Origin of the sequence: Nostoc paludosum FACHB-159 (genome assembly GCF_014698835.1) — a bacterium.
Classification (GTDB): Bacteria; Cyanobacteriota; Cyanobacteriia; order Cyanobacteriales; family Nostocaceae; genus Nostoc; species Nostoc paludosum.
The window spans coordinates 249,182-275,449 of record NZ_JACJTU010000006.1 but is presented as its reverse complement, the minus strand read 5'-3'; the positions used below and the strand labels follow the sequence as shown (position 1 = coordinate 275,449).

24 protein-coding genes are annotated in these 26,268 nt (G+C 40.5%); 16 read left to right on the top strand and 8 right to left on the bottom strand.

What is annotated here, in order from left to right:
• Nucleotides 1-15 precede the first annotated feature (15 nt).
• Nucleotides 16-1,155 (top strand): hybrid sensor histidine kinase/response regulator, encoded by a 1,140-nt coding sequence (locus H6H03_RS08910; protein ID WP_190954772.1) that lies wholly within the window; start codon nucleotides 16-18, stop codon nucleotides 1,153-1,155.
• A gap of 54 nt (nucleotides 1,156-1,209) precedes the next feature.
• Here the strand turns inward: H6H03_RS08910 and H6H03_RS08905 are convergent, their stop codons facing one another.
• Nucleotides 1,210-1,665, bottom strand: coding sequence for a response regulator (locus tag H6H03_RS08905; protein ID WP_190954771.1), 456 nt, complete (start codon nucleotides 1,663-1,665; stop codon nucleotides 1,210-1,212).
• 3,727 nt (nucleotides 1,666-5,392) lie between these two features.
• Here H6H03_RS08905 and H6H03_RS08900 point away from each other — a divergent pair.
• The 3 genes from H6H03_RS08900 to H6H03_RS08890 all read left to right on the top strand — a co-directional run bounded on the left by H6H03_RS08900 (nucleotide 5,393) and on the right by H6H03_RS08890 (nucleotide 7,657).
• Nucleotides 5,393-6,262 (top strand): CmcJ/NvfI family oxidoreductase, encoded by an 870-nt coding sequence (locus H6H03_RS08900; protein WP_190954770.1) that lies wholly within the window; start codon nucleotides 5,393-5,395, stop codon nucleotides 6,260-6,262.
• Between the two features lie 170 nt (nucleotides 6,263-6,432).
• Nucleotides 6,433-6,945 (top strand): GNAT family N-acetyltransferase, encoded by a 513-nt coding sequence (locus H6H03_RS08895; protein WP_190954769.1) that lies wholly within the window; start codon nucleotides 6,433-6,435, stop codon nucleotides 6,943-6,945.
• A gap of 1 nt (nucleotide 6,946) precedes the next feature.
• Complete coding sequence (locus tag H6H03_RS08890) at nucleotides 6,947-7,657, top strand: HAD family hydrolase (protein ID WP_190954768.1); 711 nt, start codon at nucleotides 6,947-6,949, stop codon at nucleotides 7,655-7,657.
• On the opposite strand, the gene H6H03_RS08885 is transcribed toward H6H03_RS08890, so the two are convergent.
• From H6H03_RS08885 to H6H03_RS08875, 3 genes are all read right to left on the bottom strand, one after another.
• Complete coding sequence (locus H6H03_RS08885; protein WP_242057786.1) at nucleotides 7,591-9,030, bottom strand: amidase; 1,440 nt, start codon at nucleotides 9,028-9,030, stop codon at nucleotides 7,591-7,593. The genes H6H03_RS08890 and H6H03_RS08885 overlap by 67 nt on opposite strands.
• Before the next feature lie 248 nt (nucleotides 9,031-9,278).
• Nucleotides 9,279-9,428 (bottom strand): hypothetical protein, encoded by a 150-nt coding sequence (locus H6H03_RS08880; protein WP_190954767.1) that lies wholly within the window; start codon nucleotides 9,426-9,428, stop codon nucleotides 9,279-9,281.
• A complete protein-coding gene (locus H6H03_RS08875) occupies nucleotides 9,425-9,871 on the bottom strand; it encodes a hypothetical protein (protein ID WP_190954766.1) in 447 nt (148 codons plus the stop codon). The genes H6H03_RS08880 and H6H03_RS08875 overlap by 4 nt, the downstream gene beginning before the upstream one ends.
• Nucleotides 9,872-10,061: 190 nt before the next feature.
• On the opposite strand from H6H03_RS08875, the gene H6H03_RS41725 reads away from it, so the two are divergent.
• Entirely contained in the window at nucleotides 10,062-10,952 is an 891-nt protein-coding gene (locus tag H6H03_RS41725) for an NAD(P)-dependent oxidoreductase (protein ID WP_190954765.1), read from the top strand.
• A gap of 24 nt (nucleotides 10,953-10,976) precedes the next feature.
• On the opposite strand, the gene H6H03_RS08865 is transcribed toward H6H03_RS41725, so the two are convergent.
• A complete protein-coding gene (locus tag H6H03_RS08865; RefSeq protein ID WP_190954764.1) occupies nucleotides 10,977-12,416 on the bottom strand; it encodes an RtcB family protein in 1,440 nt (479 codons plus the stop codon).
• Between the two features lie 368 nt (nucleotides 12,417-12,784).
• Between H6H03_RS08865 and H6H03_RS08860 the strand changes: the two genes are divergently transcribed.
• The 3 genes from H6H03_RS08860 to H6H03_RS08850 all read left to right on the top strand — a co-directional run bounded on the left by H6H03_RS08860 (nucleotide 12,785) and on the right by H6H03_RS08850 (nucleotide 15,654).
• Nucleotides 12,785-12,979, top strand: a complete 195-nt coding sequence (locus H6H03_RS08860; protein WP_190954763.1) for a heavy-metal-associated domain-containing protein — start codon at nucleotides 12,785-12,787, stop codon at nucleotides 12,977-12,979.
• Nucleotides 12,980-13,084: 105 nt separating this feature from the next.
• Nucleotides 13,085-15,409: a heavy metal translocating P-type ATPase gene (locus H6H03_RS08855; RefSeq protein WP_190954762.1), complete on the top strand. Its 2,325-nt coding sequence runs from the start codon at nucleotides 13,085-13,087 to the stop codon at nucleotides 15,407-15,409.
• 23 nt (nucleotides 15,410-15,432) lie between these two features.
• Nucleotides 15,433-15,654, top strand: a complete 222-nt coding sequence (locus H6H03_RS08850; RefSeq protein ID WP_190954761.1) for a hypothetical protein — start codon at nucleotides 15,433-15,435, stop codon at nucleotides 15,652-15,654.
• Between the two features lie 424 nt (nucleotides 15,655-16,078).
• Here the strand turns inward: H6H03_RS08850 and H6H03_RS08845 are convergent, their stop codons facing one another.
• A complete protein-coding gene (locus tag H6H03_RS08845; RefSeq protein WP_190954760.1) occupies nucleotides 16,079-16,510 on the bottom strand; it encodes a nucleoside deaminase in 432 nt (143 codons plus the stop codon).
• Between the two features lie 18 nt (nucleotides 16,511-16,528).
• Between H6H03_RS08845 and H6H03_RS08840 the strand changes: the two genes are divergently transcribed.
• The gene (locus tag H6H03_RS08840; RefSeq protein WP_190954759.1) at nucleotides 16,529-17,452 is read left to right on the top strand and encodes a nucleoside hydrolase; all 924 of its coding nucleotides are present in this window, start codon (nucleotides 16,529-16,531) and stop codon (nucleotides 17,450-17,452) included.
• Between the two features lie 20 nt (nucleotides 17,453-17,472).
• On the opposite strand, the gene H6H03_RS39770 is transcribed toward H6H03_RS08840, so the two are convergent.
• Nucleotides 17,473-18,801 carry a TIR domain-containing protein gene (locus tag H6H03_RS39770; protein ID WP_199338874.1) on the bottom strand — a complete coding sequence of 443 codons (1,329 nt, stop codon included), beginning with the start codon at nucleotides 18,799-18,801 and terminating at the stop codon, nucleotides 17,473-17,475.
• A 186-nt stretch (nucleotides 18,802-18,987) separates the two neighbouring features.
• Entirely contained in the window at nucleotides 18,988-19,539 is a 552-nt protein-coding gene (locus H6H03_RS08830; protein ID WP_190954758.1) for an NUDIX hydrolase, read from the bottom strand.
• A 117-nt stretch (nucleotides 19,540-19,656) separates the two neighbouring features.
• On the opposite strand from H6H03_RS08830, the gene H6H03_RS08825 reads away from it, so the two are divergent.
• The 7 genes from H6H03_RS08825 to H6H03_RS41190 all read left to right on the top strand — a co-directional run bounded on the left by H6H03_RS08825 (nucleotide 19,657) and on the right by H6H03_RS41190 (nucleotide 26,262).
• Nucleotides 19,657-20,709 (top strand): dipeptide epimerase, encoded by a 1,053-nt coding sequence (locus H6H03_RS08825; protein ID WP_190954757.1) that lies wholly within the window; start codon nucleotides 19,657-19,659, stop codon nucleotides 20,707-20,709.
• On the top strand, nucleotides 20,693-21,739 hold the full coding sequence (locus H6H03_RS08820; protein WP_190954756.1) for a DUF1611 domain-containing protein: 1,047 nt from the start codon (nucleotides 20,693-20,695) through the stop codon (nucleotides 21,737-21,739). Before H6H03_RS08825 ends, H6H03_RS08820 begins: the two co-directional genes overlap by 17 nt.
• Before the next feature lie 320 nt (nucleotides 21,740-22,059).
• Nucleotides 22,060-22,230, top strand: coding sequence for a photosystem II assembly protein Psb34 (psb34, locus tag H6H03_RS08815; protein WP_190954755.1), 171 nt, complete (start codon nucleotides 22,060-22,062; stop codon nucleotides 22,228-22,230).
• Nucleotides 22,231-22,477: 247 nt separating this feature from the next.
• Nucleotides 22,478-22,648, top strand: coding sequence for a photosystem II assembly protein Psb34 (psb34, locus tag H6H03_RS08810; protein WP_190954754.1), 171 nt, complete (start codon nucleotides 22,478-22,480; stop codon nucleotides 22,646-22,648).
• 176 nt (nucleotides 22,649-22,824) lie between these two features.
• Complete coding sequence (locus H6H03_RS08805; RefSeq protein ID WP_190954753.1) at nucleotides 22,825-24,453, top strand: M48 family metallopeptidase; 1,629 nt, start codon at nucleotides 22,825-22,827, stop codon at nucleotides 24,451-24,453.
• A 207-nt stretch (nucleotides 24,454-24,660) separates the two neighbouring features.
• Nucleotides 24,661-25,440: a COP23 domain-containing protein gene (locus H6H03_RS08800; protein WP_190954752.1), complete on the top strand. Its 780-nt coding sequence runs from the start codon at nucleotides 24,661-24,663 to the stop codon at nucleotides 25,438-25,440.
• Nucleotides 25,441-26,130: 690 nt separating this feature from the next.
• Nucleotides 26,131-26,262 (top strand): hypothetical protein, encoded by a 132-nt coding sequence (locus tag H6H03_RS41190; RefSeq protein WP_277926140.1) that lies wholly within the window; start codon nucleotides 26,131-26,133, stop codon nucleotides 26,260-26,262.
• The last annotated feature ends 6 nt before the right edge of the window (nucleotides 26,263-26,268 follow it).

The window sequence follows — 26,268 nt, the reverse complement described above, 5'->3', positions numbered from 1 at the left end:
AAAAGTTGATAAATCATGTCTGTAGTTGAACATTATAAAATCGATCGCATTCTGGCAGTTGATGATACGCGAGACAATTTGATTTTGGTACAAACAATTTTAGAAAGTGAAGGTTATGAAGTTGATTTAGCTTCTGATGGAATAACAGCTTTGCGAAAAATTGAACAATCTGCACCGGATTTGATTTTGCTAGATGTGATGATGCCGGGAATAGATGGTTATGAAGTTACACGTCGGATTCGTAATAACCGTGAAATTACTAGTTATATCCCAATTTTGTTGATTACTGCTTTTCACGAATCCAGCGTTGTTGAAGGTTTGGATGCTGGTGCTGACGATTTTATTCGCAAACCATTTGATACCGATGAACTGTTGGCAAGAGTGCGATCGCTTTTACGTCTCAAACACAGTCTCGACGAACAACAAAAAATGGCCCGCCAGCGAGAAGACTTTGTTTCCCGTTTGACTCACGATTTGCGAACTCCGTTGGTAGCCGCCGATCGCATGTTGAATTTGTTCGAGATGGAAACATTCTGCAAAATTTCGCCAGAAATGAAAAAAGCGATCGCAGTCATGATTCGCAGTAACGAAAATTTGATGCAGATGGTGAACACTCTCCTAGAAGTTTATCGCTTTGAAGCAGGTAAAAAAACTTTAAATTGGGAGGTATGTGATTGGCCTGAAATTGCTCAAGAAGTGGTGAGCGAAATCATGCCTTTGACTAACGAAAAAGGATTGACTTTGAAAGTAGATACCAGCGGATTAGACCCAAAAGATAAAAAGGCTGGTAGAGTTATGGGCGATCGCCTCGAACTCAGGCGAGTATTATACAACTTAATTGCAAATGCTATCAAATTTACAGACACAGGAGGCATCACAGTCCGCATTTTTGAAAAATCACCAAATTATAAACATCAAGATTGGGTAACAATTGAAGTCGAAGATACAGGATATGGAATTGCGCCTGAAGATCAAGCAACAATTTTCGAGCGATTTCGTCAAGGTAGAAATAAACGCTCAGGTAGTGGTTTAGGACTACATCTATCCCACCGAATTGTAGAAGCACACACAGGAACTATTCAAGTCACCTCTGAAATAGGTAAAGGCAGTTTATTCACTGTCCAACTACCCAAAAACATTGACTCTAGCTCTTGAAGAATTTTCTCAAACTTATTGCCCGTTCCCTGTTGCCTATTGCCTGCTACATTGCTAATCTTGGTAAACCTCAAAAGCCGAATGAAGACTGAATTTTCCCTCAAGCGCACGACGAATTACAGCCTCTAAATCCTCAAGCATGTAGGGTTTGCTAATGTAATCATCAAAGCCAGCTCTCAAAATACGCTCTCGATCCTCCTTCGCGGCTAAAGCTGTGACTGCAACCACTGGAATTTGGTGAGTTAGAGGTTCTTGCTTCAAATGACACGCAACATCGATACCGCTGAGACCTGGTAACAAAATATCTAACAAGATCAAGTCTGGTTGATATTCTTTAGCCACCAACACCGTTGCAGAACAATCTGTTTGACAAATGAATCTACAACCTATTGACTCTAGAGCATAGCTAATCAACAGAAGACTATCATTATTGTCTTCAACTACCAAAATCAAAGGCTGGTGAGAGTTTTGCTTTTTTTCATCACTCGTGAATGAATTTGCCAAATACATCTCTTCTCCAGAAGATTTTATTAGGATTCATTGTCTTTCTTGAGATATACAGACGAGGCTTCGCCAAAAGGATAAAATAATGCTTAGTGAAGTAATGGTTTTCTTTTACTTCGGCTTAGCTAATAATCCTTGCCAACGCAAAAAAGGCTGAGGTAAAAGAGCCTCAAGCTTATAGCGTTAACAGATACTTTTCAATCATACGCAAAATTACAAAATATTTTCTTAATTCGTTCATAATAAATTTATATAGTAAAGCTCTAGAAAGTTCAAATGATTATTTGCAAAACTATTGCTGATACTATGTGTTGTCAGATTAAAAGATACTTTAAATTAAGCAAAACTACTCTTAGTTGTTAAATTGCTTACTACGCATTAAGTAATGAATGGATTTTAACTGTTATCATTTATTGCATTCAATTTCACGAATTCAATTTAGGTTTCTGACAAAGTTAATAAAATACATTAGTGCAGAAGTAATATTTTAGTACAGTTTCAACTTAGTAAAAAATAAACTAAGTATAATCGGGTCTTAGTAAGCAGAAGCATTTAAACATTTCTGCTTTAGACTGTCCATTAGTTTACCATAAACTTGATGCAGAAATTTGTTTCTAAATGATTGCACTTATTTAACATTCTCGGAAATAAAAACATTAAGTACTTGCGTGTAAATAAATTCAAGTTCTTAATACCAATTTCCTCTGAAGCTGCACTAAACGATTAACCCTACGTTCGCGGAGCGTTCCCCAGGGATGGGATATTTTTTTAACTCTAAGTCCCTAACGCACCATCTTGTATGGTGGTACGTTATGGCTTGAGCTTGACGCAATGCCAGTTAGAATCGAGGTTTCCTTTGCTCATCCTACTCACCTACTTAAGATTTACTTGTTAAATGGTTTATAACCCAACCTAGAATTTTTCTTAACTGAACTGTATTGGATTTTATCTAAATTCCAAGGTTGAATCTGTTACTGAATGTTAGAGAATTAGTATTATTCATGAGGTTATTTGACAGTTAACGGTCAACGTCAACAGCCAACCTGAAAATATGTGCTGATTTAGATGCAAAGGCAGCTTATCAGATTTAATAAATATTAAACACATCCTAGAGGAAGATGACTATAATTAAGACCAAGTTTAAATTAATTTTGGTGTGTCGAATAACTGCTTTCTATGGAGGTTTAGCAATCAGCTAAGCCTTTTTTATTATTAGTATAAATATTCTTATTTTGAATAAAGTTTATAAAATATTTGTCTACTCTCTTTAGACAGATGTATTCTGAATTTAAAATGACTAAATTCTCCTGATAGACTCTACTCTTACCTAAGGCTTGGTTAACGACCAAGCCTTTCTTTATTAATTACAGTTGCTATAGCAGTCCTAAATTAGTTACGAACAAAAAGATCCCCGACTTCTTCAATAAATCGGGGATCTGAGCCTGTCGATGTTTACAGATCAAATAGGATTGCTATATAGGCAACCACTTTTAAAACAACCTCTAACTAGTATTTTTCCAAGCATATTTTTTGATCTTATTATTTATATTTAATTATTAAATTATACTTCTACCTTCATGTTTCGATTTATCTTTAAAATAATTAGGTATATTTGAACATAATTTGTATAATTTACTAGTATTGTATTTATGTCTAAAATGAATAATTTTTTTATATCTATAAATTGTTAATTTCTCAACAGATAGTACAAATTTTGTAAACACACTATAGACAGATGAACTTTAATAAAAGTAATTTTAAATTAGCTAAGTATGGTAAACACTTGGTATATAGAAGGCATGGCTTTTAGTCATGCCTTTTTCATGAGTAATTTAAAAAAGATTCTAACTAGCTAGTAATATCCTGGCTTGGTATCCTCTAACGATAATTCGATTTAAATAAAACATGAATACCAAGCTCCAATCTATTTGATACCCTACTAAAGCAATAAAAAAATTTATAAAACACTAAAAAGCAGTGTTTTATAATACTAGACAGTATAATTCAGAATTAAAATAGGCTCTGTGCTTAATTTAGAGACATAGATAATGTGGTTCATATTTCTTGAAATCTGCTGTATATAGATAGTTCATGCAGCAGAAAAGGATATATATCATATATATAGCAGTCTTAGTATCATTCTATGGGTAGTAGAAATAACTATTTTCTAGAGTTAGTATTCAGCCTGTTAATGCCTGAAAAACGTGTATGTACCCTGGAATAATACCCAGGGTTTTTTTTCAAATCTTAATATTAGCTCAAGACAAACTTTCAAATCTATCTGTTAGAAATTATGTTTGTGCTTAGCATTGGCACAGGCATATATCCATTAATCTGCCTTAATTTTTGAACTTATTCGTCTGGGGCGGGAAGCGTAGCGCAAGCGCCATCAGCAGGGAGGAGCAAATGAGCAACTACCCTCAAGTGGCGTTAGTGAGTAAAGAGCGAAAATTAGACTTTCTCGGTTCAAGAAGAGTTGTTTAAAACTTAGCATTTAACCGCATAGAGATTTAGTATAAAATAATTTATGGCTTAATGAAGGATTTTCATCCTTAAGGTCTACGTGATTGTATATTTTTATATACGTTAAAAAAACAAGTAAATATTTTTACAAAATAAATTAATATCAAATTTCACAGTATTTAGACACATTCTCTAGGATGATGATCTGTAGAAATAGTAGAACTAAATTAATTTAGTACGTTGTTAAGCACAGCAATTATCCAGGTTTGGTTTAGAGCCAAACCTTTTTTTATTTAGTAGCCAGAAAATTATATATCAGATTTCCGAATATTTGGACACAGCCTATAGGAAGATGAACTAAAGTAAGAGTGAGTCTAAATTAATCTTGGTGTAGTAAATGCTTGGTATATATAGAGGCTTGGTTTAACCAAGCCTTTTATTATTAATTATTAGGTAATTTGTTAGCAGTTTTTAGAATATTTGGACACAGCCTATAGGAAGATGAACTATCTCTAAACTCAGCCTAAATTAATTTGGATGTATTTTTAAGCACTAAATGTGTTAAGGCTTAGCTCAGTGCTAAGCCTTTTTACTGAGTTTTTGCGGCAATTGCGGGGTTGATTGCAAAATTATCATGGATACGATGAGATTATTGCATGGCTACCTATGTATTATATTCAAGCAGATGCCATTCTAGTATTAGGGAATAAAGATGGATACCCCTGGTATTGACTTAACCAGGGGCTTTTTGATTTGCTGTAAAATGCCGCTATGGGCTACACCCTGCCAGAGGCGATCGCATTGTTATCCATGCAGTAATTTTCCAGTAAGATGTTTTTACCAGACGCAAAACGCAAAAAACAGCGTCATTTTTTCAATCCCACACTTTTAAGTCTGGTAATGGTGCGTATAACAACGAAATTATACTTAGTAAAACTAATTATTAGCTTTACATAAATTTAACCAGCCATATATTTTATTGTCGAAGGGCTTGAATTTTACCTATGCCCATGTAATACTCCTAAAATAAACACCGTAAAATCGGTAGGCAAACAGTACTTTATGATGGGGCAAGTACTGTAGAGCTAAATTATTCATATCTCCGTAATGATGATGCAGAGATGCCTTCTTTTCATCACGTCTATTGTTTGGTGTTTGATAGAAATAAATTTTGCAAATAAAAGGCGCAAATCTTCCCTTGTCTCCTCCTCCCCATTCCCCACTTTCTTGCAACTTAGGTCTAATCACAAAATTACAAATGGTATGACTTATGAGCTTAAATAGCCAAGTTCTAGACAGACCGATTGTTGAGGATTTGCCATCTGTAGAGGCTAACCTCAGTTACCTGCTACCAACTACAGACAAGCTTTTTAGCTACGTTTATGAGCCACCATCAGGCGTTCTCCGTTCCAATGGCGGCTATCAGTCATACAAAGTGCCAATTTACAATGCTCGTTCGATCGCGGAAAATATCTCGTTAGATCGAGAAGGTTTCGCATTCACCCAGCATCATACCAGCGTCCGTAACTTTTACGATGAAGAGGAGATACGCCAAGTTTACTACCCAGAAGCGAAACAGTTATTAAAAGAAGCGACTGGTGCAACTGAGGTCGTTATATTCGATTACACATTGCGTAATGCCGCACTGATGAAGCAGGATATCAACAGTGGCATTAGAGAACCTGTGAAGCGCGTACACAACGACTTTACCGCTTCCAGCGGACATATACGCGCACGCAGGGAGTTGGCAGCACAGGGTATAGATAACATTGATAGCCTATTACAACGAAGGTTTGCGATTATCAATGTTTGGCGAGGAATTGGTGACACAATTCAAGAATCGCCATTAACATTATGTGATGCCCAAAGTGTTGCACCAACAGACTTGGTAGTTAATAACCTAATATACCGCGATCGCATTGGTGAAACCTACGCCGTCACTTACAACCCACAACATAAATGGTACTACTTCCCGCAAATGCAAAGGAACGAAGCGGTACTTATCAAGTGTTTCGACTCCGCAGAAGATGGACGCGCCCGCTTTGCACTCCATACAGGATTTGACGATCCCACCAGCCCACCGAATGCACCTCCACGGGAGAGTATCGAGTTGCGGACATTTGTGTTCTTCCCTGAATAATTCAGTACCAGATACTAAATTTTGAGTCCGAAATATTGACAATCTCGCCGCTAAATGGTTTACATTTTAGCGGTGTATTAATATTTTGTATTTTCTGCATAAATTTAAATGAAAATTTCTAAGTTTTGTACAAACCCGATTAATCGCATCTCTAAGTACTCCCTACTTTCATGAAAGTAAACAAGCCGAACTTACGCCTATGCAAAACTGAGAAAGCTGACCTTGATTATATTATCAGTGCTGAAAATGATGATGAAAATCGTCAGTATATAATTCCTTGGTCGCGCGAACAACATTTACAAGCTATGCTCAACCATGATATTGCTCATCTAATTGTTAAAAATCAAACCAGGATAGGCTACGTTATCCTTGCAGGGTTGCTTGATTTTAATCAAAACATTGAATTTCGGAGAATTGTGATTACTGAAAAAGGAAAAGGTTATGGCAAAGTAACAGTTGAAATGGTTAAGCAATTAGCATTCGAGACTTACAATGCTCATAGATTATGGCTGGATGTCAAAGTACAAAACAAAGTTGCCCAAGCTGTCTATAAAAAATCAGGTTTTATAGAAGAAGGGACGCTGCGTGAATGTTTGAAAATAAATGGCAAATATGATTCATTAATTGTTATGTCCATCTTAGAGCAAGAATATCGGAACGATTGTCTGAATTATAGTGAATAGGATGAAATTAGTAATGTTTGATATTGACGGCACTCTTACTGAGTCAAATAACCTGGACAATGAATCATATTTACAAGCATTGTATGAAGTATTTGGTTTTTCAGAAGTATCAAGTGATTGGACATCATACACTCATGTCACAGATGCTTGTATTTTAAATGAAATCTTTCAAAATAAACTCGATCGCATTCCTTTATCTAAGGAAGTGGAGGCATTTCAACAGCGTTTTTTAGAATTACTTCTTGATGGTACAAAAGCACGCGGTGGAGTAAAAGCAATATCAGGTTCATCTGATATGTTGAAAAACCTCCTTGCATCTGGTGACTATCAGGTAGCCTATGCTGGAGGAGGTTGGACAGCATCAGCGATATTCAAATTAAAATCTGCTAATCTTCCTATCGATAATATTCCTTATGCTTTTTCAGATGATGATGAGTCCCGTGAGGGAATAATGGCGATCGCTCATTCTAGAGCCGAAATATATTACGATCAACTTTTCTCGGAAGTTGTTTACATTGGGGATGGTGTTTGGGATATTCGCTCAGCTAAAAAATCAGGATATTCATTCATCGGTATTGCTTGCGATAATCAAGCTCAAGCATTATTCAATGAAGGGGCGACTGATGTTTTTCCCAACTATGATGACTACGAGAGTTTTTTACTCGCCTTAAAAAAGGCTACAGGCATTACAAAAGGAGATACATTTTCATAAGCTTTCGCTGCTTGCAATACTAGTAAATCTCTGTATTTAGCAGCAACAATTTGTATAGCTACAGGTAGACCGTTTTTGGTAAAGCCACAAGGCACAGAAGCGGCTGGTTGTTGTGTCAAATTAAAAGGATAAGAAAAAGGCGACCAATCTCGCTGGGGATTGTCAATATATGACTGGGGTCTGTTTTGCCCGACGGGAAAGGCGACTACAGGTAAGGTAGGAGTAATTAGCAAATCATAGTTTTCATGAAAGCGTTGTAGATGTCTTCCTAAAGCTTCACGAGCATCTTGGGCGCTGATGTATTCTGATAGAGTAATGCGATTGCCTTCTCTAGCACTAGCCTGTAATCCTTCTTCGATCGCAGCTCGTTGTTCTGGACTAAAACCGCGTAATAGCTTGGCTGCACCGACTTGCCAGAAGGTTTGGAAAATACTCCGAGGATTAGCAAAACCAGGATCGACTTGCTCGACAACAGCACCGAGTTTGGCAAAAACATCGACTGCGGCTCTAACTAAGGCGGTTACTTCAGGATCTACATCGGCGTATCCAAAGTTCGGGCTGTAAGCAATCCGTAATCCAGCAACACCCCGATTTAAATCCACAGTATAGTCTTGTTGCTCATTTGGTAAAGCATACCAATCACGAACATCAGGATGGGCAATCACATTTAACGCCACTGCTGCATCGGTAACAGTGCGAACCACAACGCCAATATGAAACAAAGTTCCAGTATGGGCTGATGGATAACCAGCCACGCGCCCAAAAGTGGGTTTGAAACCAAACACACCAGTTAACGCCGCCGGTGTTCTTGATGAGCCGCCGCCATCTGTACCCAGGTGAAGAGTACCCATCCCTAACGCAGCAGCGACAGCCGCCCCACCGCTACTACCTCCGGGAGTTAGTTCTGTATTCCAAGGATTGCGGCTAATACCAGTCAGGGGGCTATCGGTGACACCCTTCCAGCCAAATTCTGAAGTTGTGGTTTTTCCGAGTAATACTGCTCCTTGTTCCCGTAGACGCGCCACCGCCGGTGCATCTTCCTCCCAAGGTTGATTGGCAATAATCGCTTTACTTCCGCGACGTGTTGGTAAACCCTTGGTTAAGAGTAAATCTTTGGCAGTAAAGGGTATACCATCCACTAAGCCAAGGGGATTACCATTGAGCCAGCGTACTTCAGAAGCTTGGGCTTCAACAAGAGCAGTCTTTTCATCGACGATGGCAAAGGCGTTAACTGAGCTATTGTAAGCATCAATCCGTTCTAGGGCGGCTTTGGTGGCTTCAACTGGTGACAACTGGCGATCGCGGTATAGTGATATGAGTTGAGATGCAGAGAAATCAGCAATTTCTGACATAATTTTTGGTGTCTCACTCATGGAAAGTTTTTAAACGCAGAGGGGAGGCAGCGCGTTGCGGGGGTTCCCCCCGTTGTAGCGACTGCCGTCGCGCAAAGTTAACGCAAAGATACGCAGAGTTTTCTGGAGTCTAATTTGGGAGGAACTCGTGAAATTTGGTATGAAGTTAAACTCGCAGCAACAACAGTCCATTTGTTAAAGCTTCATCCCACAAAGGCGATTTCTGTATTTCTGGCATAGAAATGGGTGGATTTATAGGTTTATCGCCATCACTCAAGAAAGATTGCTGTGGTTGTAGAGACCGTTTCGCTGGGTGCTTCTAACTCAAAAGAAATTGTAGTTTCTTGGACAATCGGTGCATAAATTAAGAGCATTTGTGATGCATCGTTTTCATTGGCTAGTCTGATTGTCGCCTTCACTGTAATACTTGTCTTCTGGCAAACCAATTAAAGAATAAAGCTGTTCCCAATCCCCAAGCACCATTGACTAATAAACCTGTAATCATCACGGCTGGTTTCCAACCTCCTGCTATGGGCTGACCTTTCAATGGTGCAACAATAAACCAAGCAATCAATGTCGGTGCAATAGCACCAAATATGAGCGCTGCTAACCAATAATTTTTGTTTACTTGCCAGCGTACTGTAATCGCTGCCCAAACTAAACCCCAAATTCCTCCCCAGAAGGCGCTTGAGAGGAATTGCGGTATACCCAAAGGCTGTGTGGGTGTAATTTGATAGGCTGGACGTGGGGTAAAATTAATTGCATGTAGCAGCGCCAGTACACCTTGGTGAAATACCAGTACTGCCAGAAAGCCAGCAACAAAAGCTAGGATAAATTTATATACTTCTGTTTTTTGAGTCATTCGATAGCTTGCTTCTTGAGAACAATTTGTGGTAAGTTCCTGTTTAGATAAAATACGGTAACTCAATCAACTTATCGTATTTTGTTTCATAACTCAATCTCCAAACCCATGCCAAACAAGGAGTACTGGGTGCGTAGATAAACGAAGCACATCAGTACTCTTTGAGCAGCAATTTGGAATCAAGTTTGCCATGCAAATTCAAACTGTTGGTATTTTAAGTCCGGGTGACATGGGGCAGGCCATCGCCGCCGTACTCAATCAACATGGATTGAAGACGATTGCAGCGTTGGATGACCGAAGCGATCGCACTCGACAATTAGCCGCCGCAGCCAATATTAAGGATGTCGGTTCGCTCAAACAATTGGTCATTGAATCCGATGTGGTGCTATCAGTGCTAGTTCCCGCCGCCGCCACACAGGCAGCCCAAGAAGTAGCTCAAGCAATAGCCAGCGTTGGTAAAAGTATTTTATATGTTGATGCCAACGCGATCGCACCCGAAAAGGTGAGAAGTATTGCCCAAATAATTGAATCAAACGGCGGGCAATTTGTCGATGCATCAATCATCGGCCCGCCTCCACGGGTTCCCAATCGTACCCGCATTTATGCATCAGGAAAACAGGCCATTGAACTCCAACAACTCCGAGATTATGGATTAGATGTGCGGGTAATTGGCGATGAAATTGGTCAAGCTTCTGGGTTAAAAATGTGCTATGCAGCACTAACAAAAGGGCTGACAGCGATCGGTACAGAATTGCTGATTGCAGCCCATCGCTTAGGTTTAGACCAACAACTGTGGGATGAAGTGTCTAGCAGCCAACCCGAATTAGCGAAAATACTTACTCGTTCCTTACCATCCATGACACCAAAAGCACATCGATGGGTGGGAGAAATGGAAGAGATTGCAGACACCTTTCAAGCTTTAGATTTGACAGAGCGCATTTTTCAAGGAGCAGCCGATGTTTATCGGTTAGTTAAAGAAACATCTTTGGGTAGGGAAACGCCGGAAGAGAATGATCGCGATCGTCCACTACCAGACATAATTACTACCCTTTCCCAAGAAACGTTGACTGTTGATGGTTAACCGTCAACAGTCAACAGCCAACGTTCACGCCTTAAACGTCAGCACCGGACTCAACCGCGCCACAACATCAACCATTCCTGCCGCAACCTGGACATCAATCACAGACTGAATCGGTTTGTAAGCGGCTGGTGCTTCTTCAATGCGGCGTTCTTCACGCAAGGTGATGCAGTCTACTCCAGTTAATCCCAGTTCTGCCTCACTTTCGGATGCACCTCTGCGATTGAGGTCAAACCGAGAACGAATTCTTCCCGCCCCGTGTGAAGCAGAATTACAAAATGCTGGATTACCTCTGCCCACCATTAGATAAGAATAAGCACCCATTGAACCAGGAATAATCACTGGTTGTCCTACATGTGCTGGACAAGCGCCTTTACGCGTTACCCATCCTTCACCTTCTGGCAAAGTGATGTTGTGGGGTAAGTCATAAACTAAAGGTGCTTCCACATCTTTGTATACTTCTCGCAAACGCAGACGTAGTAGTTCTGCTAATAGTAAGCGATTGACAAACCCATAGTTAGCGGCTGTGGCCTCAGCTTGCAGATAACTCGCAACTAATTCGGGATGAGAAGAAGTTGAAAGAGGAAAAATCTGAGAATCAGGGTATTTCAAATTTTTTGGCCAAACTGCCTTAGCTTTATCTCGCCACATTCCCCCGATGTACTTACCCACATTCCGAGAACCAGAGTGAATCATAAAAGCTAGCTGTCCCTCGCGCACTCCCCAGGCGTGGGCAAGTGTGCGATTTTCGACTTTATCAATTCGCTGCACTTCTACAAAATGGTTGCCGCCGCCAATGGTTGCTAGTCCGCCATCGCGCACCAGTCCAGCATCGGGAACCAATTCTTCAGGTGCGAGTTTCCAGTCACCATCCATCGAACCACCTAAGAAGATGGCATCGCTTTCTTCGGCAAGTTGTTGTAAATCAGACTTAACTACACTTCCCGTAGGTCGATCTAACATTGCATCTAACCAACCGGGAACTCCGTACTGAAATAACGCTTGCATTGCTTGACCAGTCATCGTTACATCACGCGTACCAAAGAAGTAATCCCCCTTCATACGTTCTACAAATTCATCGCGCTTGGCGAGAAATTGCTCAATTGTCAAATCAGCTACATGCAAGCGCATTCCACAATTAATGTCAGAACCGACAGCACTAGGGATTACTTGACCCACAGTTTCTACGACTGAACCAATGGCTACCCCTGCATCGCCAGGATGAAAATCAGGCGTAGCACAGGCACGGCACACACATCCACCCGACGGATGACGAACACTTGCCAAATTCGTTAACTGCTTGAGTGCTTTGGCTTCTATGGGGAAGCCTTCCGGTAATAGCACTTCTGCTACAGGAAAATCAGGGGAATTAGCTAGACGGACAGAATAAGTATGATTGTTATAAGTTACATCCAAACCCTGCCGCCCTAACGCACGGAGAAGACGTTTTAAATTTTTTGGCTGCATGAAAATTCCAAATAAAGTCTTAAAAAAGACTCTTTGTGATGAAGAGATAAAGGAGACTTCGGTTCAGCAGCCGCGCCTCAGGTAGTGGGGAGCTATTTTCCCAGAATTGTGAGGAAAACAACAGGATAATTCTTACTAATGTAGTTATATCACCTTGATAACACACACTTTTATCAGGTGACAAGTTTTTGTAGCATATTGTATTTTTGAAACTTTTGAAAATCTCTAGACTCTCCAGCCAGATGGAGAGTTTAGGATAAATTCAAGGCGAATCCTCAGCCAGAAATTTCTAATTTCTGGGGTGTCAGGTATACGTCCCAGTCATCCAGCTTGGCTTGGCGAGGTTGTTCATTTTATCCCGTAAATCTATGGCTTTCCAACTTACAGTTCCCAACATGGCTTGTTCTGCTTGTGCAAACACCATCACCAAAGCACTTCAGGCTGTCGATGCCAATGCTAGCGTTCAGGCCGATCCAACAACCAAGCTTGTCAGCGTAGAAACTCAAGCATCAGAAACAGCGATTAAAGAAGCGTTAGCTGCTGCTGGCTATCCAGTCGCGTAAACGAGGACTGGGGGCTGGGGACTGGGTACTAGGTATTGGGTACTGGGTTCCCTAATCCCCAGTCCCTAATCCCCAGTCACTAGTCCCCAATCCCTAATCCCCAATATGGATACTCTCACACTCAAACTTCGAGGTATGAGCTGCGCGGCTTGTGCCAACAACGTCGAAAAAGCGATTCGCTCGGTTCGCGGGGTAATTGACTGCAACGTTAACTTTGGAGCTGAGCAAGCCACCATCAATTACGATCGCTCTATTACTAATTTGGAAAAAATCCAAAGTGCGATCGCGGCTGCCGGTTACTCTTCCTACTCACTCTCAGAAGAAATGCTATCTCAAGAAGATGATGTGGAGATAGCAACTAGACAAGCAAAACAACGCGAACTTTTTCTCAAAGTAACGGTGGGAGGCGTAATCAGCAGTTTCCTATTTTTAGGATCGCTACCGATGATGACTGGGTTAAATTTGCCCTTGATTCCCAGTTTCCTGGGGAATCCTTGGCTACAGCTAGTGCTGACAACACCTGTCGTTTTTTGGTGTGGTGGATCTTTTTACCGCAATGGGTTCAAAGCTTTTAGGCGTCATACAGCGACGATGGACACGCTGATTGCTTTGGGTACAAGTGCAGCCTATCTATATTCTTTATTTATTACCGTTTTCCCTGGATTTTTTATTGCTCAGGGTTTGATTCCTCATGTTTATTATGAAGTTGCTGCTATTGTCATTACCTTAATTTTGCTGGGGCGATTGTTGGAAAATCGCGCCAAGGGACAAACTTCTGAAGCTATCCGCAAACTCATGGGACTCCAAGCCAGAGATGCCAGAGTCATCCGTAATGGAGTGGAAATTGACGTTCCCATCGCCGAAGTGAAAATCAACGATGTGATTTTGGTGCGTCCTGGTGAAAAAATTCCGGTAGATGGCGAAATCATTGCAGGGGTTTCCACGGTAGATGAAGCGATGGTGACTGGTGAAAGTTTGCCAGTCAAAAAGCAACCACCAGATGAAGTGATTGGGGCGACGATAAACGGTGCGGGTGCATTTCAGTTTCGGGCGACACGAGTCGGAAAAGATACGTTTTTGGCTCAAATCGTCAAATTGGTGCAACAAGCACAAGGTTCTAAAGCACCAATTCAGCGGTTGGCAGATCAAGTGACGGGATGGTTTGTACCAGCTGTGATTGCCATTGCGATCGCCACTTTTATCATTTGGTTTAACTTCACAGGCAACCTCACCCTAGCAACAATGACAACGGTAGGTGTATTGATTATCGCTTGTCCTTGTGCTTTGGGTTTAGCTACCCCGACTTCTGTAATGGTGGGAACCGGCAAAGGTGCAGAAAATGGAATTTTGATTAAAGGCGCAGACAGCTTAGAACTGGCACACAAAATCCAAACCATCGTTTTAGATAAAACTGGTACTTTAACTGTGGGTAAACCTACGGTTACAGATTTTGTCACTGTCAAGGGCACAGCCGATGGTAACGAACTCAAGGTTTTACAGTTAGCAGCAACAGTAGAACGAAATTCTGAACATCCTCTAGCGTCCGCTGTTGTCAGGTATGCCGAGTCTCAAGAAGTGAATTTATTAGAGGCTAACAACTTTCAAGCCATCGCAGGTAGCGGCGTGCAAGCAATTGTTAGCGATCGCTTGGTGCAAATTGGTACCCAACGCTGGTTAACAGAACTCGGAATTAATACCACGGCTCTCCAACAGTATAAAAATGCATGGGAAGCTGCTGGAAAAACAGTTATTTTAATAGCCGTAGATGGCGCAATAGAAGCAGTAATGGGTATTGCCGATGCCCTCAAACCTTCATCCACAGCAGTAGTAAAAACACTACAGAAGTTGGGTTTAGAAGTAATAATGCTTACTGGAGATAATCAAAAAACAGCAGAAGCGATCGCTGAACAAGTCGGCATCAAACGAGTATTTGCCGAAGTCCGGCCAGATCAAAAAGCGGCGATAATTCAATCTCTGCAAAAAGAGGGACTGGGGAATAGGGACTGGGGACTGGGAAAAATTCGTTTCAGTACCCAATCCCCGGTACCCAATCCCCAATCCCTGGTAGCAATGGTAGGTGATGGCATCAATGATGCCCCAGCGCTAGCACAGGCTGATGTGGGAATTGCCATCGGGACGGGAACAGATGTAGCGATCGCTGCTAGCGATATCACGCTAATTTCTGGCGATTTACAAGGAATTGTGACGGCGATTCAACTTAGTCGCGCTACTATCAACAATATCAGGCAAAATCTCTTTTTTGCTTTTATTTACAACGTTATTGGCATTCCTATTGCAGCTGGAATTCTCTTCCCAATCTTTGGTTGGTTACTCAATCCCATTATCGCCGGAGCCGCAATGGCACTTTCTTCAGTTTCTGTTGTTAGCAATGCCCTAAGATTGCGTAACTTTCAACCAAAAGCTACCTGATAAATTCTAAAGGAGTTGATCTAATGTTCAGCAAAAAAATGCTTTGGGGAAGTTTGGCTAGTTTAGTCCTTCTGACTGGAACATCAACCCTAGCCTTAGGAGAAATGCCAGTGCATTCAGAGCAAAATAGCCAATTTCAGCACATAGAGCAACCTTTGGGCTTGAAAGTTGGTGTGGCGATCGCTGGTTTAGCCTTAATGGGGCTAGAGTTATGGTGGTTTCTTTTCTATCCAGCAGATAAATAAGCAATTCGACATTGCATAAATGCCGGATGAATTAATATTTTTGACACAGCCTAAAGATGTATTATTTACCTTTTTTATGAGTATTTGTTGGGTTTAGCGCCTCAATCCAACTTACTCATCTAAATTCAAGCATCACTGAATTCCGAATTCAAAATTACGTATTATGTGGATTAGACGCTAAAAGCGTTGATTTATCGTTGTAGAGACGTTGCAATGCAACGTATCTCTACAGGACGGATAATTATTGATATTTCGTTGATTTATAGCAGTCCTATTTGATTTGTGAAAAATATGGATAAGGAAACGAACCGCCAAGAACGCCAAGGACGCAAAGATAAGAAAGAAGAAAGAAATATATAATTTTCACAAATGATTTAGGATTGCTATAGATAATTCCCATCAGACGTAAATGCTGAATTCTTTTTTATTTACCAATATCTTCGTTCCAAAGTTCGGGATTAGTTTCAATAAATTCACTCATTATTTGTTCGCACTCATCAAGATTGAGATCGATTACTTCTACACCGTGAGATATCATAAAGTCTTTGGCACCAGGAAAAGTTCTGGATTCTCCAGCAATAACTTTTTTAATGCCAAATTGTACCACTGCCCCAGCGCATAAATAGCACGGCATTAAGGTTGAATATAGTGTTGTACCTCTATAGTTACCAACTCTGCCAGCATTGCGGAGACAATCAATTTCGGCATGGGTAACAGGATCGCCATCTTGGACACGTTTATTGTGTCCTTTGCCGAGAATTTTGCCATCCTTGACGAGAACCGAACCGATAGGAATTCCACCTTCTTGTCTGCCTTGTTTTGCTTCTTGAATTGCAGCCTGCATAAATTCATCCATTTTTTATTCTCCTTAAATATGTCAAAACAACTTGTATTAATGGATCATGATGGCGGTGTAGATGATTATTTAGCAACCATGCTGCTGTTGACAATGGATAATATTGAACTTCTCGGTGTTGTTGTCACCCCAGCCGATTGTTATATCCAACCAGCTGTTAGCGCCACACGAAAAATTCTCGATTTGATGGGATTTTCTCACATTTCGGTTGCAGAAAGTACTGTGCGTGGTATCAATCCCTTTCCCAGCATCTATCGCCGCGATTCGTTTATTGTCGATCATTTACCAATTCTCAATCAAAGCGAAACCATCACTACGCCTTTAGTTGCCGAAACAGGCCAAGATTTTATGATTCGGGTGTTACGTGAAGCATTAGACCCCGTAATGTTGATGGTAACTGGGCCCTTGACAACGGTTGCAGTCGCTTTGGAGAAAGCACCAGATATTGAAGCCAAAATTCAGAAAATTGTTTGGATGGGAGGTGCTTTGAATGTTCCTGGTAATGTAGAAAAAAGTTTAGAACCAGGACAAGATGGTTCTGCTGAATGGAATGTTTATTGGGACGCAATTTCAGCAGCGCGAGTTTGGAAAACCCAAATTGAAATTATTATGTGTCCTTTGGATTTAACAAACAATGTCCCAGTCACATCAGAATTAGTCCAAAAAATGGGGCGACAACGCCACTATCCCGCCTCCGATTTAGCAGGACAATGTTATGCATTAGTTATCCCTCAAGATTATTATTTTTGGGATGTTTTAGCAACGGCTTATTTAGGACATCCAGAATTTTATCAATTGCGCGAATGGGAAACAGAAATTATCACCACTGGTCTTAGTCAGGGACGCACTAAAGTTGTATCGGGTGGTCGTAAGATATATGCAATGGATAAAGTAGATAAAGATGCTTTTTATGCTTATATATTGGAGCAATGGGCGAGGTAAAAAAGTTAAACTGTAAACATTTACCTTAGGCTTTCAACCAATCGGTGAATGCCCTCAACCACATCCAAAAATGCTTCATCTCTGACGTTCCAAGTAGTAATTGGCTTCCGATTTTTTGGAAGCACTTGTAGTTTACTGAATGGGGTACCCTCCCAGTGTACAGGCTTTAAAATGATAGGAATTACTTGTGCTGTTCCAGCCTCATACAGCTCCATTGCTTGCTGCATTTGTTCTTCATAGCAATACTCTGATGCCATAAATCCAGGGCTGATCAACAGTAAAATCAGATCGGCAGATTCTAGACGTTTTTTAATCTCAACTTTTCTCTCTACTCCTGGCTCAATTACTTCCTCATGCCACACAACAATTTTGCCCTGCCGCTTCAAGTTAGAAAGATGCCCATCTAATTCTTTTCGTAAGCCTTCATCCTCGCGGTAATAGGAAATAAAAGTTTCTATCGTGAGTTTTTTTAATCCACATTTTCCTTCAAGATCAAAATTGGCTGATTTAATCATTGAAGACCATATCCCTGTATTATCAACTATCGAGTATTTACTTATCAGTTGACTGTTCCAATCATAAATAGCATCTAGTACAGGAATTTGTTTCTTGATTTTACATTCTAGTTTTTCTTCGATTAAATAGATATTATTTATCTCTTCTTCCATCTTTTTTACAATTATTCTCAGACAGTTTTCTGCTTGTCTGATAGCGTCTGAAATAGCTTGTTTTTCTTGTATGTCAAAAGATTTTTGTAGCCTTAGTTTTAGGCTCTCGATACGAGATTTTTGCCCTTGTAATTTTGATTCGAGAGTACGTAGTTTAGGACTCCCATCTTTATCTAACTTTTGAAGCGTCTCGATATCTCGCCAGCAGCATTTTTCATTTAAGTGAGTAGCTAGACTACGGAACGATGTTATTAAGCTAAAATTATTAGGATCTATCTTCCATACTGCATATTCAGTTGGGTTAATAAGTGTATCAAAGAATACTATAGCAGGAAGATTATTCTCAGGAAGATCGATAAACTGAGCAAAGTCATATGATTCTCTAGTTTGATTATATTTGAATTGTGAAAAATATTTTACGCTGAATTCTGATGTGATAAGTTCTGCTACACTTTCTCGTGGGACGCGTTGATTATCAACTATAATTGAAGGACCAATAACTAGAATATACTTGCCAGTTACACAGTGAATCTCTTCATAAGAACCTACTAATTCTTGGAAAGCAAACTTATCAGATGGTGTTACTAAAATAAATGCATAAAGACCTTGATTACTGTTGTATTTAGCTCTAAGAGCCGCATTCTCAAACGCATCTTTAAGAGAATAAAGTGAGGTATCCATAAAAACCAGGTCATTCTTATAAGGGCTTTTTTTGTATATGTTATAGTAATAACAAAATTTTATAAATGTCATCCGTAAAAATACATTAAAAATAAAATTTAAGAATATTTTTTATTGGATAAATATCAAAAAACTTGCTGTCAAAACTTAAGTTTATTACAAAATATAAGAAAAATACACTTATTATTAACAATTAATAAATTTTAAACCTAAAAACAGAGCTGCTACAGTACCAGCCACAGAAATTTCACCTTGAATAATTTTCTCTAAAATTGATTCTACAGGAATTAATACGATCTCAATTTCTTCTGTAATATCAAGTTGTTGCTCTTGAACCTTGATTACATTTTCGGCTAAAAATAAATGTATTTGATTGGTGTCTTTGCTTGGCTTATCGTATAAAATTCCTATCTTTTGAAATTCTTGGGCAATATAACCAGTTTCTTCTGTAAATTCTCTCATTGCTGCTACTTCAGGACTCTCTTTTGTCGGCTCGAAACTCCCTGCTGGCAGTTCTAAGAAAAATTCACCGACGGCGTGTCTGTATTGCCGGACGAAAATAATTTCTCTACTACTGGTAATGGGTAAAACCATCGCTACATCAGGCTTAATACTGACAAAATAATCATCAATAATTTTTCCATTCGGTAATTCTATTTCATCTTGCCTTACCTTACACCAGCGATGATCTAAGACCATTTTGGATTTCAAAATTTTCCATTTCTTTAAGTTGCTCATAAATTAAATAACAAAAGGAATCATGCAGTGAATGTAAAAAAGTATAACGGATACGTCCGATAATCTAAATTTTGAACTTACACTGGCTTTTGCTTTAACATAATACGCTCTATATTTATGCAAATAAATGTAAATTTATTTACAGTTAATAAGAGATTCCCGTTGACTATTAGTCGCGGGACAACAGCACAGACTACGAATGTCTGGGTGCAAATTTCACAAGATGGCATCGAAGGTTGGGGGGAGGCATCGCCGTTTGGTGTGGGTAATCATCGCCAATCAACTGATACAATCAAAGACGCGCTAGAGCAAGTTATACCACTGTTGCAACCGTTCAGTCCTTTACAGCGGCAGGAAATTGAGCAAGTGTTAACCCAACACCAAGCTCCTTCTGCTGTGAAAGCAGCTTTGGATATAGCAATGCACGACTGGCTTGGTAAACGGGTTGGGTTACCTTTATGGCAAATTTGGGGACTCGATCGCCACGCTATCGTCCCAACTTCCCTGACAATTGGTATTAATTCACCAGAAGGTGCGATCGCCAGAGCAAAAGATTGGTTAAACTTTACCGATGTTCGTGTTTTCAAAGTCAAACTAGGTAGCCCAGATGGCATAGAAGCAGACCGAAAAATGCTCCTAGCTGTACAAGAAGCAGCACCAGAACCAGAATTTTTCGTTGATGCTAACGGTGGCTGGAGTTTAGAAGACGCGATCGCCATGTGCAATTGGCTGGCTGATTTAGGTATAAAGTATGTAGAACAGCCATTGCCACGGGGAGAAGAAACAAGTTTGGCAAAACTCAAGGAAAACTCTCCTCTCCCCATCTTTGTTGATGAAAGTTGCTTTACAAGTTCTGATATTCCCCACCTATCAAACTACGTGGATGGGATAAATATTAAACTGATGAAATCAGGGGGACTAACTGAAGCCATGCGAATGGTACATGTAGCCCGATCCTATGGATTACAAGTAATGTTCGGTTGTTATTCTGATAGTTCTTTAGCCAATACAGCAGCAGCACAGCTAGCACCACTAGCTGATTATTTAGATTTAGACAGTCACCTTAACTTAATCGATGACCCATTTACGGGTGCATTGTTAAAAGAAGGGAGAGTTTTGCCGAACGATTTACCAGGTTTGGGGGTACAACACAGTGCGTTTGCCACTTAATCAACGAGTAGCTATCTTACTTCATGAGGGAATTACCGGGTCTCAAGGTAAAACAGGGCTAGCAATTTTACGTTATAGTGAAGCCCCAATTGTAGCAGTCATCGATCGCGACTCTGCTGGCAAATCCTTGCCACAATTAACAGGTATCAACCGTGATGTCCCAATTGTGGCATCTGTAGCCGCCGCCCTGGAGTACAAACCAGAAGTCTTAGTAATTGGCATAGCCCCAGGAGGTGGTGCCGTACCAGATGATTACTGGCTGGAAATCAAAGAGGCTTTACAAGCTGGAATGTCCTTAGTGAATGGTTTACATACAGCAATGGCAAATATGCCAGATTTAAATGCACTGCTCAAACCAGGTCAACTAATTTGGGATGTACGGAAAGAACCGTCTAATATACCTATTGCCAGCGGCATGGCACGCACTCTCCCATGTCGGCGAGTCTTGACTGTGGGAACTGACATGGCCATCGGTAAGATGTCAACCAGCCTGGAGTTACATCGGGCGTCAAAACTGCGGGGATGGAGTTCTAAATTCTTAGCTACAGGTCAAACTGGTGTGATGTTAGAAGGCGATGGTGTGCCTTTGGATGCTGTGCGCGTAGACTTTGCCGCCGGTGCTGTGGAACAAATGGTCATGCGGTATGGCAAAAGCTACGATATCTTGCACATTGAAGGACAAGGTTCACTACTACATCCTGGTTCCACCGCAACCTTACCCTTGATTCGTGGTTCCCAACCAACCCAACTAGTATTGGCACATCGAGCAGGACAAGTTCATATCCGCAATCATCCCCATGTAGTAATTCCACCTTTACGTAAGGTCATCCAGCTTTATGAAAGTGTCGCCAGTGCCGGCGGTGCCTTTGGTACTGTACATGTGGTGGGTATAGCATTAAACACAGCCCATTTAGATGAATCTGCGGCAAATGAAGCGATCGCTCACACAACAGCAGAAACAGGACTACCTTGCACCGATGTTGTCCGTTTTGATGCGAATGTGCTTTTGGATGCGGTGATAAAAAATTAGGCTAGTACCGCTTTGCAAAAATCAAAAGTCAAAAACCAGAATTGATGCCCCCAACTTACTGGGGGTTTTTCATGTGACGCGCAGAAACAAATTATACCAGCTTTTCAAAAAATGGTTACAGATGATGACACGGGGACGCGGGGACGCGGAGATTGATTTGTTGCCAGATTTTAGAGAATTGGTATTAATGAATATCCGGTTTTGGCGCTCATAAATAACTTTTATATAAAACATCACTCTTTTTTTGTCAAGTTTAGTTGACATTTTGTAACAAAACTGTTAAATTTATTTACATAAGTTAAAAAACCAAAAAAAAAATTATGTACACCACTGTAAATGAAGACGGCGTTCTCAATAACTACGCAACCGAACCCAAAATTTACTATGCTGAGTACCCAGCAATTTGGGAACAACGTAAATACTTAATACAAGCTGCTTTTGCAACTTTAATCGTCACTACTTTAGTTTTAGTTGGATTTAGTGTTAGCTAAGATTTTTTGACTTCGATATCGCTGTATCTCATTGCCATTCGTACTTCTCTTTTTACCTCGGCTAATTTAGCCGGGGTTTTTTGTATTTGAGCTTTCATTGTCTGGAACCGTTTCGCTAGAATCTCCAATCGCTGATAAGCAGATCTTATTACATCTATCACTCTTTTTTGTCAAGTCTAGTTGACATTTTGTAACAAACTTGTTAAATTTATTTACATAAGTTAAAAAACAACCAAGAGAAAAAATTATGTACACCACTGTAGATGAAGACGGCATTCTCAATAACTACGCAACCGAACCCAAAATGTACTATGCAGAGTACCCCGCGATTTGGGAACAACGTAAATACTTGATTCAAGGTACTTTTGCAACATTAATCGTCGCTACTTTAATTTTGGTTGGTTTCAGCGTCAGCTAAGAGTTTTTAGATTTCGGTATCGCCATATCTCATCGTCATTCTCACTTCTCGACTTTGCCTCGGCTAATTTAGCCGGGGCTTTTTGTGTTGTAAAATAGCGGCGATGGCTCCATATACGTAATTCCCAATTCCTCGTAACATTGAAAAAACAGCCTTTTGCATAGGTCGCACCTGGCATGAAACGAACCTGGAAGTCTCTACTGCTAGCCTGTAACTGGGTATTACTGTCGATTGGAACATCAATTTTGATTATCTTGACGCAGCCAACAGCGCCAGTTCCAGCACAAGAACCTGCTGCGTCTACTACAGTTGAAACCATAAACTCACCCAGTTCAGAAACGACTAAAGATCAAAAATTACGGGAAGCCATAGAACGTTCATCAACAAAAGAAGCCTCCCCGGAAGTTTCCGAACCGAAAAAGCCAGATTCTCCGCAGGAACCGACACTTAGTCCTGAAGAAATTAGCCGTCAGCTAAAATTTATTGAAGCCGATAGGCTTTATCTCGCCGGACAAATTCCAGAGGCAGAAAAGATTTACCGCGAGGTAAAAGAACCTTTTACCAAAACAAGCACACCCCAAGAACGTAAACCAGCCATACTCGATCCTACGCAACTATCACCAGGAGGTAAGGTATACTGGCGAGAATCAGAGGCGGGGATAGCAACTAAGTTACAAACAAGAACGGTTGTACCTTTGCAATTATTAGTTGAGCAATATCCAGAATTTATTCCCGGTCATATCCTATATGCTCAAATTTTAAAACAATACGATCGCCCCAAAGAAGCCTTAGATATATTAGAACGAGCATCTTCTCTTTATCCAGACCAACCAGAATTAATTAAAGCGAGAGTCAACGCCTTGGCTGGTGAGAAAAAATGGATGGAAGCATCTTTGGCGGCGCGTCAGTTTGCCATTCTCAACCCCGAAGATCCCCAAGCAGCTGAGTTTACAAACTTAGCCCAAGAAAATCTCGAACGTTACAAAAGACATATCCGAGCAGAAATTCGAGGCAACGTCATCGGTAATATTATTACAGGTGCGTTAGGTTACGCTCTTACTGGCAGTTTGCTTGGGCCATTTTCGGCTATTGATTCTACCATTATTCTGCTACAAGGTGAAAGAGCAATAGGCGATTCCGTAGCCAAAGACGCAAAAAAACAGTTGAATGTGATTACAGACGAAACTGTTTTGGGATATGTCAACGAAATTGGACAGAAATTAGCTAAAGTCACTGGACGTGAAGAATTTAAATACGAATTTTTTGTAATTCCAGAAGAAAGTCTCAACGCCTTTGCGTTACCTGGAGGTAAGATCTTTATTAATGCAGGTGCGATCGCCAAGACTAATTCCGAAGCAGAATTAGCTGGATTAATAGGCCATGAATTATCTCATGTTGTTTTATCTCACGGTTTTCAATTAATCACCCAAGGCAACTTAATTTCTAACGTTACTCAATATCTTCCTTTAGGTGGAACCATCGGCCAACTCTTTGCCCTCAGTTACAGCCGCGACATGGAACGTCAAGCAGATACCCTCGGCACCCGCCTAATTGTAGCCAGTGGTTACGCTGCTGATGGCTTACGTAACTTAATGGTGACATTAGATAAACAGCAAAAAAATGCACCTCCTAGTTGGTTATCTTCCCATCCCGGCGGCGGGGAACGAGTTAGTAATTTAGAAAACCTGATTACCCGTAGTAGTTACAATCGTTACGCCTATGAAGGAGTCGGGCGTCATACAGAAATTCAAGCACAGGTGAAAAAGTTGCTGCAAGAGAAAAAAGCTAGAGAGGAAAAAAAATAGGTTTTTAATGAATCAAAAAATAGAATTATTCGTCACTTAACACAGAAGCGATAATTCAGAATTCAGAATTCAGAATTCAGTAATGCTTGATTTCACCAGTTATTCATCCGCCAATCATACAGAATTTATCTGAATTCTGACGACTGACCCCTGAATTCTTTCTTGTTAAATTATCAATTCCCTACATATTTATACTGGAGGATGGCTATGTCATCAAAACTGCTGCGATTGATATCTTTGGGCAGTATTGGTTTATCTTTGTGTCTGGGCAATTCGGCAGCAATGGCGCAATACGATCCTTATCCTACTGAAGATGGAGTAGTAGTACCAACGGTGCCATCAGGCGGCACATCAGCACCAGTACCAATAGACACATCGACAGGTATACCAACATCACCTACATCTGACAGTACAACTCGCTTTAGTTGTCAGACTTACAATGGGCAGTACACCGTGATGTATCAGCCCCAAAGTCAACCAGGACAATACTTTCCTTGGGCGGCACCTGCAACTTTAGGTGGTGGTTGGGATGCCGAAAAACGTTGTGTAGCAATTGCCAACCGCTTAGAACAGTATCGTCCAGATGGGTTACAAGAACTCCAGACATCTGTACAAAATAACGAAAACATTGTCTGTGTGACAACCGAAGCTAACCCAACTTGTAGAATTGTGTTGACAGTACCCCGTGGGAAAGATCCCGTTGTTATCCGCAATAGCATTTTCCAAAACTTGACTACTGCTGATAGCGGCCAACAAACCGTAGCTGTTAATACCTATGGCGATCGCTCAGGCAGCATATATAATTTAGGACGCACACTTTTAGGCAACGGCAATAATCGAGTTAGTTCGTATAGAGGTGGAATTAATCTCAAGCCTTTCCTTGATGCCAAAGATGGTGGTACCGCCAGAAACCTCCGCAAAGGAGTCGCAATTCGTCGCCAGTCTCAGCCAAACTCTGTTCGCCTAAATCCTGGTAACTTCCGTTAATTGAGTATGAATACACACGTAGAGACGTTGCAATGCGTACAGACGTTGCAATGCGTACAGACGTTGCAATGCAACGTCTCTACAAGGATTTTGATATCATGCACAATGGTTTTCATACATAAAATTCAGCAACGCCAATTATTCCAATTTATAGACTCAAGGCGACTGTTCCTCTCCTCAGCTCCCTAGCTCCCTTGAGGTCTAAATGATAAGTCTTTAATCACACGCGATACGATATCAGCGTGTATCGCTTCTTACATAATATCTAGAAAAATTTATATTTATTTTTGATTTTTTTCAATAAATTGTGGTGTGCAGCCATTTAAAAATTTTTACCTGAAAATTTTTAAATGTTTGTATCTTTGGCTGTAATTTATCGCAGTAGCACCATAGCTGAGAATATAAACTAACCCTCAAAGCTGGACGCAAGGAGACTTTTAACCCTGTTGCCTCTTGCCCATTGCCTTTTGCCTTTTATCAACTCAACTATCTGTTGTTTTAACCTTTTGCTAGCTGTTTCTTAACTTTATTCAGATACTTTAAGGTGGCTGAATAGTTAAATGCTCAAAACTTGTACAAATAACTTCTCTTAACTGCCAAGAATGGTGGTCTGAAAGTTCTATTTAGTATTGCTTTCGCTGTAATTGCGAAGTGCATCTTTGCAGTTAACGTAGTTTTACTGGCAAAAAAATGGCACTTACACTCCAAATTCTCCACACTTCGGACTTTGAAGGTGGCATTGACGCTGCCGGTACTAGCCCTCAGACTTCTGATGTTGTTGGTTTGGCCTTGATACAAAGTGATGCTGCGATCGCTCTTTAACACAAT